Annotated in this window: 16 protein-coding genes; 11 read left to right on the top strand and 5 right to left on the bottom strand. The window is 60.4% G+C overall.

The window, feature by feature from the left end; all coding sequences use genetic code 11:
• Nucleotides 1–45 precede the first annotated feature (45 nt).
• The 3 genes from TK42_RS09515 (at nucleotide 46) to TK42_RS09505 (ending at nucleotide 2,621) form a co-directional block, all read left to right on the top strand.
• Nucleotides 46–822, top strand: a complete 777-nt coding sequence (locus TK42_RS09515; protein ID WP_078822696.1) for a peptidoglycan-binding protein — start codon at nucleotides 46–48, stop codon at nucleotides 820–822.
• A gap of 63 nt (nucleotides 823–885) precedes the next feature.
• The gene (gene dprA, locus TK42_RS09510; protein ID WP_103734097.1) at nucleotides 886–1,986 is read left to right on the top strand and encodes a DNA-processing protein DprA; all 1,101 of its coding nucleotides are present in this window, start codon (nucleotides 886–888) and stop codon (nucleotides 1,984–1,986) included.
• A 77-nt stretch (nucleotides 1,987–2,063) separates the two neighbouring features.
• On the top strand, nucleotides 2,064–2,621 hold the full coding sequence (locus tag TK42_RS09505; RefSeq protein WP_032878595.1) for an L-threonylcarbamoyladenylate synthase: 558 nt from the start codon (nucleotides 2,064–2,066) through the stop codon (nucleotides 2,619–2,621).
• Between the two features lie 94 nt (nucleotides 2,622–2,715).
• On the opposite strand, the gene TK42_RS09500 is transcribed toward TK42_RS09505, so the two are convergent.
• Nucleotides 2,716–3,693, bottom strand: coding sequence for a quinone oxidoreductase (locus TK42_RS09500; protein WP_032878594.1), 978 nt, complete (start codon nucleotides 3,691–3,693; stop codon nucleotides 2,716–2,718).
• 177 nt (nucleotides 3,694–3,870) lie between these two features.
• Here TK42_RS09500 and hemF point away from each other — a divergent pair, with 177 nt between their 5' ends.
• Complete coding sequence (gene hemF, locus TK42_RS09495; protein WP_103734096.1) at nucleotides 3,871–4,803, top strand: oxygen-dependent coproporphyrinogen oxidase; 933 nt, start codon at nucleotides 3,871–3,873, stop codon at nucleotides 4,801–4,803.
• Nucleotides 4,803–5,621: a shikimate dehydrogenase gene (aroE, locus tag TK42_RS09490; protein WP_032878592.1), complete on the top strand. Its 819-nt coding sequence runs from the start codon at nucleotides 4,803–4,805 to the stop codon at nucleotides 5,619–5,621. Before hemF ends, aroE begins: the two co-directional genes overlap by 1 nt.
• 6 nt (nucleotides 5,622–5,627) lie before the next feature.
• Here aroE and TK42_RS09485 read toward each other — a convergent pair whose 3' ends face one another.
• The 3 genes from TK42_RS09485 to betC all read right to left on the bottom strand — a co-directional run bounded on the left by TK42_RS09485 (nucleotide 5,628) and on the right by betC (nucleotide 9,803).
• The gene (locus TK42_RS09485) at nucleotides 5,628–7,196 is read right to left on the bottom strand and encodes a SulP family inorganic anion transporter (RefSeq protein ID WP_103734095.1); all 1,569 of its coding nucleotides are present in this window, start codon (nucleotides 7,194–7,196) and stop codon (nucleotides 5,628–5,630) included.
• Between the two features lie 159 nt (nucleotides 7,197–7,355).
• Nucleotides 7,356–8,270, bottom strand: a complete 915-nt coding sequence (gene choX, locus TK42_RS09480) for a choline ABC transporter substrate-binding protein (RefSeq protein WP_103734094.1) — start codon at nucleotides 8,268–8,270, stop codon at nucleotides 7,356–7,358.
• Between the two features lie 18 nt (nucleotides 8,271–8,288).
• The gene (gene betC / locus TK42_RS09475) at nucleotides 8,289–9,803 is read right to left on the bottom strand and encodes a choline-sulfatase (protein WP_005783394.1); all 1,515 of its coding nucleotides are present in this window, start codon (nucleotides 9,801–9,803) and stop codon (nucleotides 8,289–8,291) included.
• Between the two features lie 103 nt (nucleotides 9,804–9,906).
• On the opposite strand from betC, the gene TK42_RS09470 reads away from it, so the two are divergent.
• The 6 genes from TK42_RS09470 to TK42_RS09445 all read left to right on the top strand — a co-directional run bounded on the left by TK42_RS09470 (nucleotide 9,907) and on the right by TK42_RS09445 (nucleotide 15,558).
• On the top strand, nucleotides 9,907–10,857 hold the full coding sequence (locus tag TK42_RS09470) for a LysR family transcriptional regulator (protein ID WP_032878587.1): 951 nt from the start codon (nucleotides 9,907–9,909) through the stop codon (nucleotides 10,855–10,857).
• Nucleotides 10,858–10,887: 30 nt separating this feature from the next.
• Nucleotides 10,888–11,214, top strand: coding sequence for a DOPA 4,5-dioxygenase family protein (locus tag TK42_RS09465; RefSeq protein WP_078822701.1), 327 nt, complete (start codon nucleotides 10,888–10,890; stop codon nucleotides 11,212–11,214).
• 176 nt (nucleotides 11,215–11,390) lie between these two features.
• Nucleotides 11,391–12,350 carry a 2-dehydro-3-deoxygalactonokinase gene (locus TK42_RS09460; protein WP_103734093.1) on the top strand — a complete coding sequence of 320 codons (960 nt, stop codon included), beginning with the start codon at nucleotides 11,391–11,393 and terminating at the stop codon, nucleotides 12,348–12,350.
• A gap of 1 nt (nucleotide 12,351) precedes the next feature.
• Nucleotides 12,352–12,972, top strand: coding sequence for a 2-dehydro-3-deoxy-6-phosphogalactonate aldolase (locus tag TK42_RS09455; RefSeq protein WP_005783399.1), 621 nt, complete (start codon nucleotides 12,352–12,354; stop codon nucleotides 12,970–12,972).
• A 48-nt stretch (nucleotides 12,973–13,020) separates the two neighbouring features.
• Nucleotides 13,021–14,169, top strand: a complete 1,149-nt coding sequence (gene dgoD, locus TK42_RS09450; protein ID WP_005783400.1) for a galactonate dehydratase — start codon at nucleotides 13,021–13,023, stop codon at nucleotides 14,167–14,169.
• 84 nt (nucleotides 14,170–14,253) lie between these two features.
• Nucleotides 14,254–15,558 (top strand): MFS transporter, encoded by a 1,305-nt coding sequence (locus TK42_RS09445; RefSeq protein WP_078822703.1) that lies wholly within the window; start codon nucleotides 14,254–14,256, stop codon nucleotides 15,556–15,558.
• A gap of 35 nt (nucleotides 15,559–15,593) precedes the next feature.
• On the opposite strand, the gene TK42_RS09440 is transcribed toward TK42_RS09445, so the two are convergent.
• Nucleotides 15,594–17,252: a BBE domain-containing protein gene (locus TK42_RS09440; RefSeq protein WP_103734092.1), complete on the bottom strand. Its 1,659-nt coding sequence runs from the start codon at nucleotides 17,250–17,252 to the stop codon at nucleotides 15,594–15,596.
• Nucleotides 17,253–17,321: the final 69 nt, after the last annotated feature.

The following is a 17,321-nucleotide window of genomic DNA, read 5'->3' as shown; positions in this document are numbered from 1 at the left end:
CCAAGGCATTTCACGCGAACGCACATAATAAAGGAGATTCACCCCATGAGGAAATCGCTACTCGTCTTGCTGCTGTGGGCCCCCGTCGCCATGGCGTTGATTCCCAAGCCCACTGAACGCCTGGATCACGCGACGCAACAGGCCATCCAGCACTTTTTACTGCATAACCGGATTGTCGATACGCCCCAGGACCTGGACAACGCGCCTTATATCGTCGCAGCGCAAGGCGGTCGCGTGCTGGGGGCCAACGGTGAGCGCGTGCATGCTCGCGGTCAGCTGGACCCGGCCCAGCCAAGCTACGGAATCTTTCGTCGAGGCAAGGTCTACACCGACCCAGGCACCCAGGAGCTACTGGGCATCAATGCCGACGATATCGGCACCGCACGCTTTGTACTCGCCGACGACCTCACCACCCTGGCGGTGCAGCGGGTTACCCAGGAAATCCGTCCAGGTGACCGCTTGCTTGGTGCCCAACGTCCGGTCGCGCTGAACACCCTGGAGTCAGCCAAATCAACGGCTTTCATCGCAGGGCACATCATCGACATCCCCAGGGGCGTCACTCAGATTGGTGTGCTGGACGCCGTGACCCTGAACAAGGGCCGCCGCGATGGATTGATCGAAGGCCAGTTACTGACGGTGATCAAGGCGGGTGCCACGGTGCGAGACGTCCTTACCGGCACGCCAACACAACTCCCGGAAGAACGGGCCGGCACCCTTCTGGTGTTTCGCACCTATGAAAAACTCAGTTACGCCTTGGTGCTCAGTGCTTCACGCGCGCTGGCTGTAAAGGATCGTTTCGAGACCCGTCAACAAGCGCAATAAATAGCCTGCTAAATAAGTTACCAACAGAGTTATCCACAGCTTATTCCGGTCAAGGATGATCAAATGAATCCGATAAACAGTAGCGAAATTTCTCCGGCAGAGCTGGAAGCCCGACTACGCTTGCACAGGCTGCCAGAACTGGGTCCCAAGCGTTTTCACGTATTGATCCAAGCGTTCGGCTGCGCCTCCAAGGCCCTCAGTGCCCCCGCCAGTGCCTGGCGTTCCCTCGGGTTGCCCGCCATCAGCGCCGATGCCCGGCGTAGCCCGCAAATCCGTGATGGCGCCAGTACGGCATTGGCCTGGTTAGAGCGTCCGGCCCAGCATTTGCTGATGTGGGACCAACCTGAGTACCCGGCCTTGCTCGCTCAGATCGACGACGCACCGCCGCTGTTATTCGTTGCGGGCGACCCGGGCATTCTGGAAAAACCACAGTTGGCCATGGTCGGTAGCCGGCGTGCTTCCCGCCCCGGCATGGACACGGCCGCCGCGTTTTCCCGCAGCCTGGCGAGCGCCGGTTTTGTCATCACCAGTGGTTTGGCGCTGGGCATTGACGGCGCAGCACATCAGGCAGCGCTGGAGGTGGGCGGTCGTACAGTCGGGGTGCTTGGCACCGGGCTGGAAAATTTTTATCCACAGCGCCACCGCAAGCTCGCTGCCGCGATGATTGCCCAAGGCAGCGCGGTGGTTTCTGAGTTTCCGTTGGACGCGGGGCCCCAGGCCGGTAATTTTCCACGGCGCAATCGGATTATCAGCGGGCTCTCGCTGGGGGTTCTGGTGGTGGAAGCCAGCATGGCCAGCGGTTCGCTGATCACCGCACGGCTGGCCGCAGAGCAAGGGCGCGAGGTGTATGCGATCCCGGGCTCCATTCACCATCCCGGTGCCAAGGGTTGCCATCAACTGATCCGTGATGGCGCGGTGCTGGTGGAAACCATCGAACACATCCTTGAGGCGCTGCGCGGTTGGCAGGCGTTATCGCGCCCTGCGCCGGTGCCGATCACCCACCCACTGGTGGCACTGCTGCATGCTACGCCGCATACCAGTGAAGCCCTGGCGATTGCCAGTGGTCGGCCGTTGTCCCAGGTGCTGGCGACTCTTACGGAGCTGGAGCTGGAAGGCCAGGTCATCTGCGAAAGCGGGCGCTGGCTGGCGCGTTGCCAGGTTTAGGTACTGCCGGTTTTTGGCGCTGGGTTTTGTAACGAAGATCGGTAAACTGCCCAGAGCTTTAGTCCGGAGATTAAATAATGGTCAACAGGTGGCGTGTGCTGCAAGCCGCACGGGAAATTCGCGCAGGCGCGGTGATTGCCTATCCGACCGAGGCGGTCTGGGGCCTGGGTTGCGACCCGTGGAATGAAGAAGCGGTGGATCGGCTATTGGCGATCAAGAACCGCTCGGTGGACAAGGGCCTGATTCTGGTAGCGGACAACATTCGTCAATTCGACTTCCTGTTCGAAGACTTCCCGGACACCTGGATCGATCGCATGGCCAGCACCTGGCCCGGGCCGAATACCTGGCTGGTGCCCCACCAGGACTTGTTGCCCGAATGGGTCACGGGTATGCATGACACCGTGGCGTTGCGGGTCACTGATCACCCGTTGGTGAGGGATTTGTGCGCTCAGGTCGGGCCGTTGATCTCCACGTCGGCCAACCCTCAGGGGCGCCCGGCGGCACGCACGCGTATTCGCGTGGAGCAGTATTTTCGCGGGCAAGTGGACTTGGTGTTGGGTGGCGCGCTGGGTGGGCGCAAGAACCCAAGCCTGATTCGGGACCTGGTGACAGGTGAGGTCGTGCGCCCCTCCTGAGATCGAGGCACGGCCATCGCGGGCAAGCCCGGCTCCCACATTTGATCAGTCATCGCGGTCAAATGTGGGAGCTGGTTTGCCTGCGATGACGCACTCAAGGCAACAGAATGGTTGAGCCAGTCGTGCGTCGCGCCGACAACTCGGTCTGCGCTTTGGCCGCATCCGCCAGCGGGTAGCGCTGGTTGATATCAATGCGCACCTTGCCGCTCTTGATCATCGAAAACAGATCGTCCGCCATCGCCTGCAAGTTCGCCGGATTGTTGGCGTAGGTCGCCAGCGTCGGGCGGGTCACGTACAGCGAGCCCTTGGCCGACAGAATGCCCAGGTTCACCCCGTCCACCGCGCCCGACGCGTTGCCAAAGCTTACGACCAAACCCCGTGGCGCCACGCTGTCCAGAGAGGTCAGCCAGGTGTCCTTGCCGACGCCGTCGTACACCACCGGCACCTTTTTACCGTCAGTCAATTCCAGCACACGTTGTGCGACATTCTCCTTGCTGTAGTCGATGGTTTCCCAGGCGCCGAGGGATTTGGCCAGGGCGGCCTTTTCCGGCGAACTCACGGTGCCGATCAGCTTCACGCCCAGCGCCTTGGCCCATTGGCAGGCCAGGGAGCCCACGCCACCGGCAGCGGCGTGGAACAGGATGGTTTCGCCGCCTTTCAATTCGTAGGTCTGGCGCAACAGGTATTGCACGGTCAGGCCCTTGAGCATGGCCCCGGCGGCCTGCTCGAAACTGATGTCATCCGGCAGGTGCACCAGGTTGGCGGCGGGCAACACATGCAACTCGCTGTAGGCACCCAGCGGGCCGCTGCCGTAGGCCACGCGGTCGCCGACTTTGAACTGGGTGACTTCACTGCCCACGGCATCGACTACACCAGCGCCTTCTGCGCCCAGGCCCGATGGCAGCGCGGGCGGTGCGTAGAGGCCACTGCGAAAATAGGTGTCGATGAAGTTCAGACCGATGGCCTCGTTACGCACCCGCACCTGTTGTGGGCCAGGCTCCGCTGGCGTGTAGTCCACATACTCAAGTACTTCGGGGCCGCCGTGGGCGCTGAACTGGATACGTTTGGCCATCTGCACTTCTCCTTAGGTTCGAATCTGCGTAGCCCCCTATCGGACTCCTAAGCTTGATCTTCGTCAACTGCCGCGCACCTAAGTGCAGTGGCATGTGGGCGCAGTGGTATCCTGTGCGCCCATTTGCCGCCGACGCCCGATGGCCTCGCGTAGCTTTGCCCGATTCAAGGTGATGCCATGACTACCCGCACCGAGGCCGTTAAAGCCTACCTGCTTGACCTGCAAGATCGCATTTGCAACGCCCTGGAAACCTTCGAGACGGATACTCGCTTTATCGAAGACGCCTGGACCCGGCCTGCCGGTGGTGGCGGTCGCACCCGTGTGATCGAGAACGGTTCGGTGATCGAAAAAGGCGGTGTTAACTTTTCCCACGTGTTTGGCAGCGGTTTGCCACCGTCCGCCAGTGCCCATCGGCCTGAGCTGGCTGGTCGGGGGTTTGAAGCCTTGGGCGTGTCACTGGTGATTCATCCGCATAATCCCCATGTGCCGACATCCCACGCCAATGTGCGCTTTTTCATCGCTGAAAAAGAAGGCGAAGAGCCGGTGTGGTGGTTCGGTGGCGGCTTTGACTTGACCCCGTATTACGGCAACGAAGAAGACTGCGTCCACTGGCACCGTGTGGCCGAGCAAGCTTGTGCGCCCTTTGGCCCGGACGTGTACGCACGCTATAAAGCCTGGTGCGACGCCTATTTCCACATCAAGCATCGCAATGAACCTCGCGGTATCGGTGGCCTGTTCTTCGATGACTTGAACGAATGGGGCTTCGACACCTGTTTCGCCTTTATCCGTGCCATCGGCGATGCCTATATCGATGCCTACCTGCCGATTGTGCAACGTCGCAAGGCCATGGCGTATACCGAGCAGCAGCGTCAGTTCCAGGAGTTCCGCCGGGGCCGCTACGTCGAATTCAACCTGGTCTATGACCGTGGCACCCTGTTCGGTTTGCAGTCGGGCGGGCGTACAGAGTCGATCCTGATGTCGCTGCCGCCCCAGGTCCGTTGGAGCTACGACTGGAAGGCCGAGGCCGGTAGCGAAGAGGCGCGCCTCACCGATTATTTCCTGCAAGACCGCGACTGGCTCGGCGTCGTTGCAGCCAAGGCGGCGGTGTGATGGACCGTTATGTCGTGTTCGGCAACCCCATCGGCCACAGTAAATCGCCGCTGATCCACCGTATGTTCGCCGAGCAGACCGGCGAACAACTGGACTACAGCACGTTGCTCGCGCCGTTGGAGGATTTCACCCACTGCGCCCGTGAGTTTTTTCGCCAGGGCCGTGGCGCCAACGTGACCGTGCCGTTCAAGGAAGACGCCTATCGTTTGGCCGATACCTTGACTGAACGTGCCCAGCGCGCTGGAGCCGTGAACACCCTGAGCAAACTGGCGGACGGTACGTTGTTGGGAGACAACACCGACGGCGCCGGCCTGGTGCGCGACCTGACGGTCAACGCCGGGCTGAACCTGCAAGGCAAACGCATCCTGTTGTTGGGAGCCGGTGGCGCGGTGCGCGGTGCACTTGAGCCGTTGCTGGCACAGCAACCCTCTTCGTTGATCATCGCCAACCGCACCGTGGAAAAGGCCGAGCTGCTCGCTGAGCTGTTCGACGACCTGGGCCCGGTGTCTGCCAGTGGTTTCGATTGGCTACGTGAGCCGGTGGACGTGATCATCAATGCCACGTCCGCCAGCCTGTCAGGCGATGTACCGCCGATTGCCGGCAGCCTGATCGAGCCGGGCAAGACGTTCTGCTACGACATGATGTACGCCAAGGAACCTACCGCGTTCTGCCGCTGGGCTGCGGAACACGGCGCTGTGGTGGCGATGGATGGTTTGGGGATGCTGGTGGAGCAGGCAGCGGAAGCCTTCTTCCTGTGGCGTGGTGTGCGCCCTGATTCAGCACCGGTGTTAGCCGAACTACGCCGTCAATTGGCCTGATCGTGTTCAATCTTGGAAATGGAGGGGGCAACTCTTGGCCCCTTCCAGTTTTCTTAACTCTTCGATTACTTGCGGCCTGGCCCCACGCAAGGTCAGGCTACGCCCCAACCGCGCCAACCGTCGCGCCTCCTGATGCAGCATCTCCACCCCGGAGTAGTCGATAAAATTGATCTGCTGCGCTTCGATCACCACCCGTGTGCCCTGCAGACTTTGCAGGCGTACTTGCAGGTAATGGCTGGCGCCAAAAAAGATCGAGCCACCCACGCGTAATACATCCTCGTCCCCATCGCGCCATTGCTGAACCCGTGGTTGCGAAGTGCGCTTGAGGTAGAAAAACAGCGATGCCAACACCCCGGCATAAATCGCCGTTTGTAGCTCCAGCAGCAAGGTGGCGACACACGTCAGGCCCATCACCACGAATTCGGCGCGGCTGACACGAAACAAAGCACGAATCCCTCGATGATCCACCAAACCCCAGCAAATCAGCAGGATGCTGGCGGCCATGCTGGGGATGGGAATATGCGCGATCAACGTCGCGCCGAACAACGCAAATAACGCCACCCACAGCGCGGAAAACACCCCAGCCAGGGGCGAACAAGCACCCGCCTCGTAACTGAGGCCCGAGCGGGTGAACGAACCGGCTGACAGGTAGCCGGAGAAAAATCCGCCAACGATGTTGGATAAACCCTGGGCGCGCACTTCCTGGTTGGCGTCGAGTAATTGTTGCGAGCGAGCCGACAGTGAGCGTGCAATCGACAGGCTGGTCACCAACCCCAGCATTCCCACCGCCACCGCGCTGGGCAACAGGCGCAGTACCAGGTCCAGGTCCATCGGCAATGGGCTGAACGGCGGCAACTGGCCGATAAACGAACTGACCAGCGCCACATGCCCGAACATCGTCGGCCACAGCCATGCCGCCAGACTACCCAAGACTAAAGCGATCAACAGCGTCGGCCAGCGTGGCACCAGAGACTTGAGCAGCGCGCCCACCAGCAAAGTGCCGAGCCCGAGGATCACGGACGCACGATCCCACTCACCGCCATGGTCGACCAGCGCCAGCAGGCTGTTGAGGGCGGTGGCCTGGCTCGGCAAGTCCAGCCCCAGCAGGTTCGGCAACTGCCCCAGGGCAATCACCACCGCGGCGCCCAGGGTGAAACCCAGCACCACCGAATGGGAGACAAAATTCACCAGCGCGCCAAAGCGCAGAAGGCCGAGCAACCACTGGAACACCCCGGCGAGGAAGGTCAGCAACAGGATGAGGGTGATGTAGTCCTGGGAACCTGGCACGGCCAATGGGCTGATACTGGCGTAAAGCACGATGGAAATCGCCGCCGTGGGCCCACAGATCAGGTGCCAGGAAGAGCCCCACAGGCAAGCGATCAAGACCGGGATGATCGCCGCGTAGAGCCCGTATTCCGGTGGCAGGCCGGCGATCAGTGCGTAGGCAATCGACTGTGGCAGGGCCAGTACGGCGCCACTGAAGCCGACGATGGCATCCCGGCCGACGCTGGCGCGGGTTTGGCGCGGGAGCCAGCTGAGGAAGGGGAAGAGTGTGTGGCGGTTGGGCCGGGGCATCGCAGGCTCGGGTAGAAGGTTTGGCTTAGAGTATCAGTACACACCGGCTCCCTGTGGGAGGGGGCTTGCTCCCGATAGCGGTGTTTCAGCCAATACATTCATAGCTGATAGGCCGTCATCGGGGGCAAGCCCCCTCCCACATTTGGATCCAGGCGCATCTTAGAGTTGGGCTTTGACCGCGGGCAACGCATCCTGGCCATCCAGGGTTTTCACGCCGTCGAGCCACTTGTCCAGCACCGCGGGGTTGGCCTTGATCCACGCTTTGGCCGCCTCGGCATTGCTGACCTTGTTGTTGGCCACCTGCGCCATGATGCCGTTCTCCATCTCCTGGGTGAAACTCAGGTTGGTCAGCAGTTTGGCGACATTCGGGCAGGCTTGGGCGTAACCCTTGCGGGTCAAGGTATACACGCTACCAGTGGCGCCAAAATACTGCTCGCCGCCCTTGAGGTAATGCATCTTCAACTGCACGTTCATCGGGTGCGGCGTCCAGCCGAGGAAGGTGACGAAGCGCTGTTTCTTCACCGCTCGCGACACCTCGGCGAGCATCGCCTGCTCGCTGGACTCGATCAGCTTCCACTGGCCAAGGTTGAAGTCATTCTTCTTGATGATCTCCTGCAACGAGATATTCGCCGGCGCGCCAGAGCCGATGCCATAGATCTTCTTGTCGAACTTGTCGGCAAACTTGTTCAGGTCGGCAAAGTCACGTACGCCGGCGTCCCATACGTAGTCCGGCACCGCGAGGGTGAACTCGGTGCCGTCGAGGTTCTTCGCCAGTTGCACCACATCGCCGTTGGCCACGAACTTGTCATAAAAACCTTGTTGCGCCGGCATCCAGTTGCCGAGAAACACATCCACCTGGCCGTCCTTGAGCCCGCCAAAGGTGATCGGCACCGCCAGGGTATCGACCTTGGCTTTGTAGCCCATGCCCGTCAGCAAAAAGCCGGTAATGGCATTGGTGGCGGCAATGTCGCTCCAGCCTGGATCGGCCATCTTTACCGTTTCACAGCGAGCGTCTGCGTACACGTTGGCGCTGCCCAGCGCCAATATGCTCAGTACCACGGTCAACTTTTGCATGGCCTTCCCTCTGTCTGTTTATTGGTTTTGGCAGGGTTGTGGATAACGTGCCTTGCGCTCCAGGTCGTCGAGGTCGATATGGTTGCGCATGTACTGCTGACTGGCATCCACCTGTGGCTGGTGATCCCAGCTCTTGAGCGTGCCTTGAGTCAGTGCCTCAAACACCAGACGGCGGCGACGCTGGCTGGCAAGCACTTGCTGATGGATCGCCGGGATGTCCCATTTGGCCCGCGCCTCATGCAAAAAGGCCTCGAACAGCGAGCGATGCTCTGCTGACAGGCTGAGGTTCTCCCGCTCGTGCGGGTCGTTGCGCACATCAAACAGTAGGCAAGGGTCGTCTTCGCTGTAGATAAATTTGTAGGCGCCCCGGCGAATCATCATCAATGGGCTGATGGTGCCTTCGGCCATGTATTCGCCAAACACTTCGTCATGCCCGCCCTGCCCTTGCAAGTGCGGGACCAGAGAGCGACCGTCCAACGGCAAGTGCGGGTCCAGCTCGCCGCCGGCCAGCTCCACCAGGGTCGGCAGCAGGTCGGCGGTGGACACCGCCTGAGTGACCCGCCCAGCCGCGAATTGGCCCGGCGCGCTGATCAGCAGCGGCACGCGGGCGGCCATTTCAAACCAGTGCATTTTGTACCAGAGGCCGCGCTCGCCGAGCATGTCACCGTGGTCGCCGGAGAATATGATCAGGGTGTCGTCAGCCAGGCCGGTGTCTTCCAGGGTTTGCAGGAGTTTGCCGACATTGCTGTCGATGTAACTGCACGCACCGAAGTAGGCGCGACGGGCATCGCGGATCTTGTCCACAGGCAGCGGTTTATCCCACAAGTCATAGACCTTGAGCAGACGCTGGGAGTGTGGGTCCAGCTCTGCTTGCGCCGGCGTTGCAGGCAAAGGGATGTCGGCGTCGTCGTACAGGTCCCAGAACGGCTTGGGAATGGTGTAAGGGTCGTGGGGATGGGTCATCGATACGGTCAGGCAGAAGGGCCGATCACCGTCCTCGCGGATATGATCGAACAGGTATTGCTGCGCCTTGAACACCACCTCCTCGTCGAAGTCCAGCTGGTTGGTGCGCACGCACGGGCCCGCTTGCAGCACCGAAGACATGTTGTGGTACCAGGTGGGGCGTACGTCGGGCTCATCCCAATTCACCGCCCAGCCATAGTCCGCGGGGTAGATATCGCTGGTCAGGCGTTCTTCATAGCCGTGCAACTGGTCGGGACCGCAGAAATGCATCTTGCCCGACAACGCGGTGCGGTAGCCGAGGCGACGCAGGTAGTGGGCATAGGTCGGCACATCGGCGGGGAAATCGGCAGCGTTGTCGTAGGCGCCGATCTTGCTCGGCAACTGGCCGCTGACCAGAGTGAAGCGCGAAGGCGCACACAACGGACTGTTGCAATAGGCGGCCTCGAATACCACGCCTTGGGCGGCGAGGCGGCTGAGGTTTGGCAGCTTGATCGAGGAAGGCCCGTAGAACGGCAGCATGGGAGCGGCCATTTGATCGGCCATGATGAAAAGAATGTTCTTGCGCTTCATGGTTTCTCGGCATTCCATAGTAAGTGTTTATGCCAATGAGAATGCGGCCCATGGAAATCAGGGTAAAGCCCATGACAAGCAATGCCTAGGATAACGACAGCTTATGTATGAAGCGCTGGGTAACCTCTCTCTCGATCTGCTGCGAGCCTTCGAAGCGGCGGCGCGCCACCGCAGTTTTACCGCCGCGGCGATGGAGCTTGGCACCACCCAGCCGGCGGTCAGCCAGCAGATCAAGCGTCTTGAAGAACAACTGGCAATCCGCCTGTTTGACCGCATCTATCGCGGTATCGAACTGACCGACGCCGGCGTGCTGTTGTTCGAGCACGTACAGGGCGCCCTGCAAAGCATCAATCAAGGGCTCAGCACCATCACCCAACAGGACCAGCACGAAGTACTGCAAGTGGCTACCGACTTCGCCTTCGCCGCCTATTGGCTGATGCCGCGCCTGCATCGCTTTCACCAGGCCAACCCGCAGGTGGATGTGAGCCTGGTTACCAGTGAGCGCAACCACGCCAGCCTGCGCAGCGATATCGATGTGGCGGTGCTGTTCGGCGATGGCCGTTTCAAGCAGGGCGACAGCCTGTGGTTGTTCAATGAGGAAGTGTTCCCGGTATGCAGCCCGCAGTGGCTCAAGGCTCAGGCCGCGCCGATGACGGTGCAATCCTTGCCCGAGTACCCGTTGCTGCACCTGCGTCAGGAAAACAACAGCCAATGGTTCGACTGGAGCGGGGTGTTCCGCCAATTGGGTATATCCGCTGCGCCAACTCCCGGGCAATTGCGCTTCGACAACTACACCTTGCTGATTCAGGCTGCGATTGCCGGCCAGGGCGTTGCCATCGGCTGGCGCCATTTGGTGGATAACCTGCTGGAACAGAACTGGCTGTGCCGACCGATCAGCCCCACGGTGACCTCGCGTTTCGGTTATTACGTGGTGCAACCCCAGCGCAAACGCCGCGGGCAGTTGGTTGAGCGTTTTGTCCAATGGCTGATGGCGGAACAGGCCAGCAGTGCGCAGTCGTTGACCGGGCTGGCCCTGCCTTCGATTGCGGTCTAGGATCGGCACATCGTGGATCCGGAGTCCGTCATGCAACGTATCAAGGGCTATCACGCCCATATCTACTTCGACGCCAGCACCATCGACCAGGCGCGCACGCTCTGTGAGGACGCCGCCAGGCTGTTCCCGTTGCGCATGGGCCGTGTGCATGAGCGGCCGGTGGGCCCGCACCCGGATTGGAGCTGCCAGCTGGCATTCGAGCCGGAATACATCGGCGTGGTGTTGCCGTGGCTGGCGCTGCACCGCGATGGCCTGGTGGTCTTCCTGCACCCTGAAACCGGCGATGACCTGAAGGACCACACCGACTACGCGATCTGGATGGGTGCGATGCGCGAGCTGAATCTGTCGGTTTTTTAACTTTCCCTATCAGATAAAGCCTTGCCTTTCCCTAAGTAAAAACAGGGAACGGTGTAGGATTAATCTTGCTTCGTCTCATTATGTGGGATTGATATTTATATATTGAGATATCCCGGTCCGTAGGTTTATATTCGCCCATCTGTTTTTTTCAGCACCCACTCATTTCAGGTGAAGCGATGCAGGCGCAATTGATCGCGCTCGATTGGGGGACCAGCTCCCTTCGTGCTTACAAACTCGGCCCCGCCGGCGTTGTGCTGGAACAGCGCTCGCAAGCCTGGGGCATCATGCATTTGCCCTGCGAGCCACGGGAAATCAACGGTATCCAGTGCGCTGACGGCTTTGAGTTGGCATTCGATAGCGCCTGCGGCGATTGGCTCGACGCCCAGCCTGAATTGCCCGTGATTGCCTGCGGTATGGTTGGCAGCGCGCAGGGTTGGAGCGAGGCGGCTTATTGCGCCACGCCTGTGGATGTCGCCAGCCTGGGCTTGGCGTTGCACCGCGTGCGCAGCCTGCGTGGGGTGGATGTGCATATTGTGCCGGGGGTGATTGAGCAAGCGGGTTTACCCAATGTGATGCGCGGCGAAGAAACCCAGGTACTCGGCGTGCTGCAGGGGCTTGGGGCCCAAGTGCTGATCGGGTTGCCCGGCAGCCACTCCAAATGGGTCGAGGTGAGTGAAGGCCGCATTACGCATTTCGACACCTTCATGACCGGCGAACTGTTCGCGGTATTGAGCAAGCACAGCATCCTGGGCCGCACTCAGCAGCCGAGCGAACAATTCCAGGCCGAGGCCTTTGATCGTGGCGTGCACGTGGCGCTTTCAAAGGATGGCAGGCGTGGCGTGCTGTCGACCTTGTTCAGTGCCCGTACCCTGGGCCTGACGGCTGAGCTTGCACCCAACCAGCAGCCCGACTACCTGTCCGGCCTGTTGATCGGCCACGAACTCGCCGGTTTGCCAGACAGCGCCAAAACCAAGCCGATCATCCTGGTTGGCGCCGCCCCACTCTGCGCCCGCTATCAACGCGCTCTGGCCCTTTGCGGCTTCGCCCACGTCAGCCTGGCGCAGGAAGCCACCGAGCGCGGCCTGTGGCAATTGGCCGTGGCGGCTGGGCTCACTCAACCTGTAACGGAGGCCTGACATGCTCAAGCAAGCACTCGCGCAAAACGGTTTGATCGCAATCCTGCGTGGCATACGCCCGGACGAAGCCCAGGCCATCGGCCAGGTGTTGTACGACGCGGGTTTTCGTGTGATCGAAGTCCCGCTCAATTCGCCGGAGCCGTACACCAGCATTCGCACCCTGCGCGACAGCCTGCCCGCCGATTGCCTGATCGGCGCCGGCACGGTGTTGACGCCTGAACAGGTCGAGCAGGTGAAGGCGGCTGGTGGACAGGTGATTGTCATGCCCCATAGCGATGCCAAAGTACTGCGCGCCGCCAAGGCCGCAGGCCTGTACTTGTCGCCTGGCGTGGCGACGCCAACCGAGGCGTTTGCCGCACTGGCCGAAGGCGCCGACGTATTGAAGCTGTTCCCGGCCGAGCAGATCGGTCCTTCGGTGATCAAGGCGTGGCTGGCGGTATTGCCGGCGGGCACGCTGCTGCTGCCGGTAGGCGGTGTTACGCCGGACAACATGCAGGTGTTTATCGACGCCGGCGCGAAAGGGTTCGGGTTGGGCTCCGGCTTGTTCAAGCCGGGAATGACAGTGGATCAGGTCGCGAGCCGTGCCCAGGCTTATGTCGCCGCCTGGAAAGCCCTGAGCTGATAGCAAGTTCCGCGCCCGCAGGCGCTGCATCCATAAGAGAGACAAGAGATGAAAATCACCAAATTGACGACCTTTATCGTCCCGCCGCGCTGGTGCTTCCTCAAGGTCGAAACCGACCAGGGCGTGACTGGCTGGGGTGAGCCCGTGGTCGAAGGCCGCGCTCACACAGTGGCCGCCGCCGTCGAAGAACTGTCCGACTACCTGATCGGCAAAGACCCACGCAATATCGAAGATATCTGGACGGTGCTCTATCGCGGCGGGTTCTATCGCGGCGGTGCCGTGCACATGAGCGCCCTCGCCGGTATCGACCAGGCGTTGTGGGACATCAAGGGCAAGGCGCTGGGCGTCTCGGTCAGCGATCTGCTGGGCGGCCAGGTGCGTGACAAGATTCGCGTGTACTCGTGGATCGGTGGCGATCGCCCCGCCGACACTGCCCGTGCAGCCAAAGAGGCCGTGGCTCGTGGCTTCACTGCGGTGAAAATGAACGGCACCGAAGAACTGCAGTTCCTCGACAGCTTCGACAAAGTCGACCTGGCACTGGCCAATGTCGCTGCCGTGCGCGATGCGGTGGGCCCTAACGTCGGTATCGGCGTCGACTTCCATGGCCGCGTGCACAAGCCCATGGCCAAGGTGCTGATGAAAGAGCTTGATCCTTACAAACTGATGTTCATTGAAGAACCGGTGCTCAGCGAAAACTACGAAGCATTGAAAGAACTGGCGCCGCTGACCAGTACGCCGATTGCCCTGGGCGAGCGCCTGTTTTCGCGTTGGGATTTCAAGCGTGTGCTCAGCGAAGGCTACGTCGACATCATCCAGCCGGACGCCTCCCACGCAGGCGGGATTACCGAAACCCGCAAGATCGCCAACATGGCCGAAGCCTACGACGTGGCCCTGGCCCTGCACTGTCCGCTGGGCCCGATTGCCCTGGCAGCGTGCCTGCAGCTGGATGCGGCTTGCTACAACGCGTTTATCCAGGAACAAAGCCTGGGCATCCACTACAACGAAAGCAACGATCTGCTCGACTATGTGCGTGACCCCGGCGTGTTCGACTATGACCAGGGCTTTGTGAAGATCCCCAACGGCCCGGGCCTGGGCATTGAGATCAACGAGGAATACGTGATTGAGCGCGCGGCTATCGGCCATCGCTGGCGCAACCCGATCTGGCGCCACGCCGATGGCAGTTTTGCCGAGTGGTGATTTTTATCTGAAGGAATGCGCTCCCACATTGACCGCGTTCCTTCAGCACGTTTTGTCCTCAACAAACATAAAAAGAGGCACCCCATGCACCCTGAATCCCATACCGGGCAGGCTTCTTTAGTCACGCCTAGCCGAAAGCGCTTCTTCATCATGGTGCTGCTGTTCATCACCGTGGTGATCAACTACCTGGACCGCAGCAACCTGTCGATTGCCGCGCCTGCGCTGACCAGCGAGCTGGGTATCGACCCGGTGCAGGTCGGGCTTATTTTTTCCGCTTTCGGCTGGACTTACGCGGCCATGCAAATCCCCGGCGGCTGGCTGGTAGACCGGGTGCCGCCGCGCATTCTGTATACGGCCGCCCTGCTGCTGTGGTCGATTGCCACCGTGATGCTCGGTTTCGCCGCCAGCTTTATCGCGTTGTTCGTGTTGCGCATGGCCGTTGGCGCGTTGGAGGCACCGGCCTATCCCATCAACAGCCGTGTGGTCACCACCTGGTTTCCCGAGCGCGAGCGCGCCACTGCAATTGGCGTCTACACCTCCGGGCAATTTGTCGGCCTGGCGTTCCTCACCCCGGTACTGGCTTGGCTGCAACACCAGTACGGCTGGCACATGGTGTTTGTCGTTACCGGTGGCGTCGGCATCCTTTGGGCCGCGATCTGGTACGCGGTGTATCGCGAGCCCAAAGATTTCAAAGGCGCCAATGAGGCTGAAATCCAGTTGATCCGTGACGGTGGTGGGCTGGTGGACATGCAGGCGCAAACGGCCAAGGCACCCTTCAGTTGGGTCGACCTCGGTATCGTGCTGAGCAAGCGCAAACTCTGGGGCATCTACCTGGGGCAGTTCTGCCTGAACTCTACGCTATGGTTCTTCCTGACCTGGTTCCCGACGTACCTGGTGAAATATCGCGGCATGGACTTTATCCAGTCAGGTTTGTTGGCGTCGTTGCCGTTCCTGGCCGCTTTTGTGGGCGTGCTGTGTTCGGGGGTGTTTTCCGATTGGTTGATCCGTCGTGGTGCCTCGGTAGGCTTTGCCCGCAAGTTGCCGATCATCAGTGGGCTGCTGATTTCCACGGCGATCATCGGTGCCAACTACGTGGACTCCACGGCGTGGGTCATCGCGTTTCTGGCGGTGGCATTTTTCGGCAATGGCCTGGCGTCGATCACCTGGTCGCTGGTTTCGACCTTGGCGCCTGCGCGGTTGCTGGGGCTGACCGGAGGCGTGTTCAACTTCATCGGTAACCTGTCGGCAATCGCTACGCCCATCGTGATTGGCTTTCTGGCCAGTGGTTCGTCGTTTGCGCCGGCGATTACTTACATCGCGGTGCTGGCGTTGCTGGGAGCACTTTCCTACATATTGCTTGTAGGTAAAGTCGAGCGGATCGAGCTGTAAAAAAGGGCGACCTTGGAGTCGCCCTTCTTTCGCGATTACGGCACCGACATTTCGTTATGGAAAATGTTGTGTGGGTCCCAGCGCTGCTTGGTACGCCGCAGGCGGCTTTCGATGATCAGGTCGGGAAAGAAGATCTTGTACCACTGTGGGTTTTTGCCATTGGCCGGATTGCCACCGATGTAGGTCATATCGAGGTCGGGGTAATTGATGTAACAACCTTCAAACTCGTCGTTGACCGGTACGCCCTGATCATCGGCGAACGCGTTGAAGTACAACCCTCGGATCCAGTCGGCATGGGCTTGATCCGAGGCGGCGCTATCGCCGCGCCAGTAACATTGCGGTTGCCACTTGAGGTATGACGAGCGCTGAGCGGCTGACGACTCCCTGCGCACTGGCTCGCTGGCGGCATTGATCTGGCCACCGAAAGACTGAATCTGAATGAGGCTTTGTGTCAGGTGGTTATCAGGGTCTGGCCAGGTCAATGTGGTCCAGATGGCGTCCAGCACTTGAGGGCTGAAAGGGCCCTTCTGGTAGGCCGATTTATAGCGCCCACGCTGGTTGTCCCCCGAACCGTTCAATGTCTGTTGGCATACCAGCCAATCCAGGCGTTGGGTAGCTTCCTCGGCGGATTCCAATGAATTGATGGTGCGTCCCGCGCAGCTACCACGCGGCTGATGGATGACGTGAAACGGCACCAGTGACTCGGTAGCAGGTAGCCCGATGGCTGTCAGCATCTTGTCGACAAAATCATCGAAAGGGGCTCGCTCGTTCAGTTCGCCATCCTTGTCCACATAGTGAATACCCAGGGTCACATTGCCTGTGTGCTGGTGGCGCATCTCCAGCTTGGTCGCCAGGCCCCAAGTGTCCGTGTTGCTTTGATTGCTGGCGAACCATGATTGATAGGCCGCCAGCAGGTTATCGAGTGCAGGTTTGGTCAGTACGGACCAGTCCCATTCCAACACCAGCCACAGTACCTCTTTCGGTGCCGGTGGCAGGTCTTTGAAGTAATAGCTGGTGATGATGCCGAACTGTCCGCCACCGGCACCGCAACACGCGGCGAACAGGTCCAGTTCGTCCTGATTGGTGCTGTCGCGAGAAACGTGGCGCGGTTCGAGGCCTTTGCCAAGGCTGTCGGGCACCAGGATATCCACACCGCTGAGCCAGTCACATACCAGTCCATATTTGCGCGACAGCAGCCCATAGCCGCCTCCGCAAATATGTCCGCCAAGGCCCACTGAATAACACGAACCACCGGGCAGGGTTTTGTTGGCCAGCTTGTATAACGCGACATAGGCATCCCAGTTTTGTCCGCCGGCTTCCAGGCGAAAGCTATAGCGTTCAGCAGCGCTGGGGTCCAGCTCGGAGCCGATTTGCCCGCTGGCGTCATAGACCACCTGGTTCAACGCACTGATATCCAGAATCGACAGTACCTCAAGTGGACTGTCGGGCATCTTGTTGGCGACAAAGCCTTCGTAGCAATGACCACCACTGCGTACGGTGATGCGCCCCTCGGGAAGGGCCAATGCCTGCGCGGCGGCGTCAATGATGTCTTGTGGGTTGCGGCAGAGGTAGATCAGGTTGGCGCCATTTTGCGAAGACTGACCCTGCACATTGCCCAACGGCCAGCGCAGGTTGAAGCCCTTTTGCAAGGTTGAGTGACGGGAGTCTGAAGAGGTAATGAGATCAAAGGCCATGATGTACTCCTGAGAGCCAGGGATGACTTCTGATGCAACTAACTTAACGACCGGGAAGCAAGAAATGCG

This window comes from Pseudomonas sp. GZJR-8 (assembly GCF_002916705.1).
Taxonomy (GTDB): domain Bacteria; phylum Pseudomonadota; class Gammaproteobacteria; order Pseudomonadales; family Pseudomonadaceae; genus Aquipseudomonas; species Aquipseudomonas synxantha_A.
Note: the sequence above shows the minus strand (reverse complement) of the source record. Positions and strands in the feature narration are given on the sequence as shown.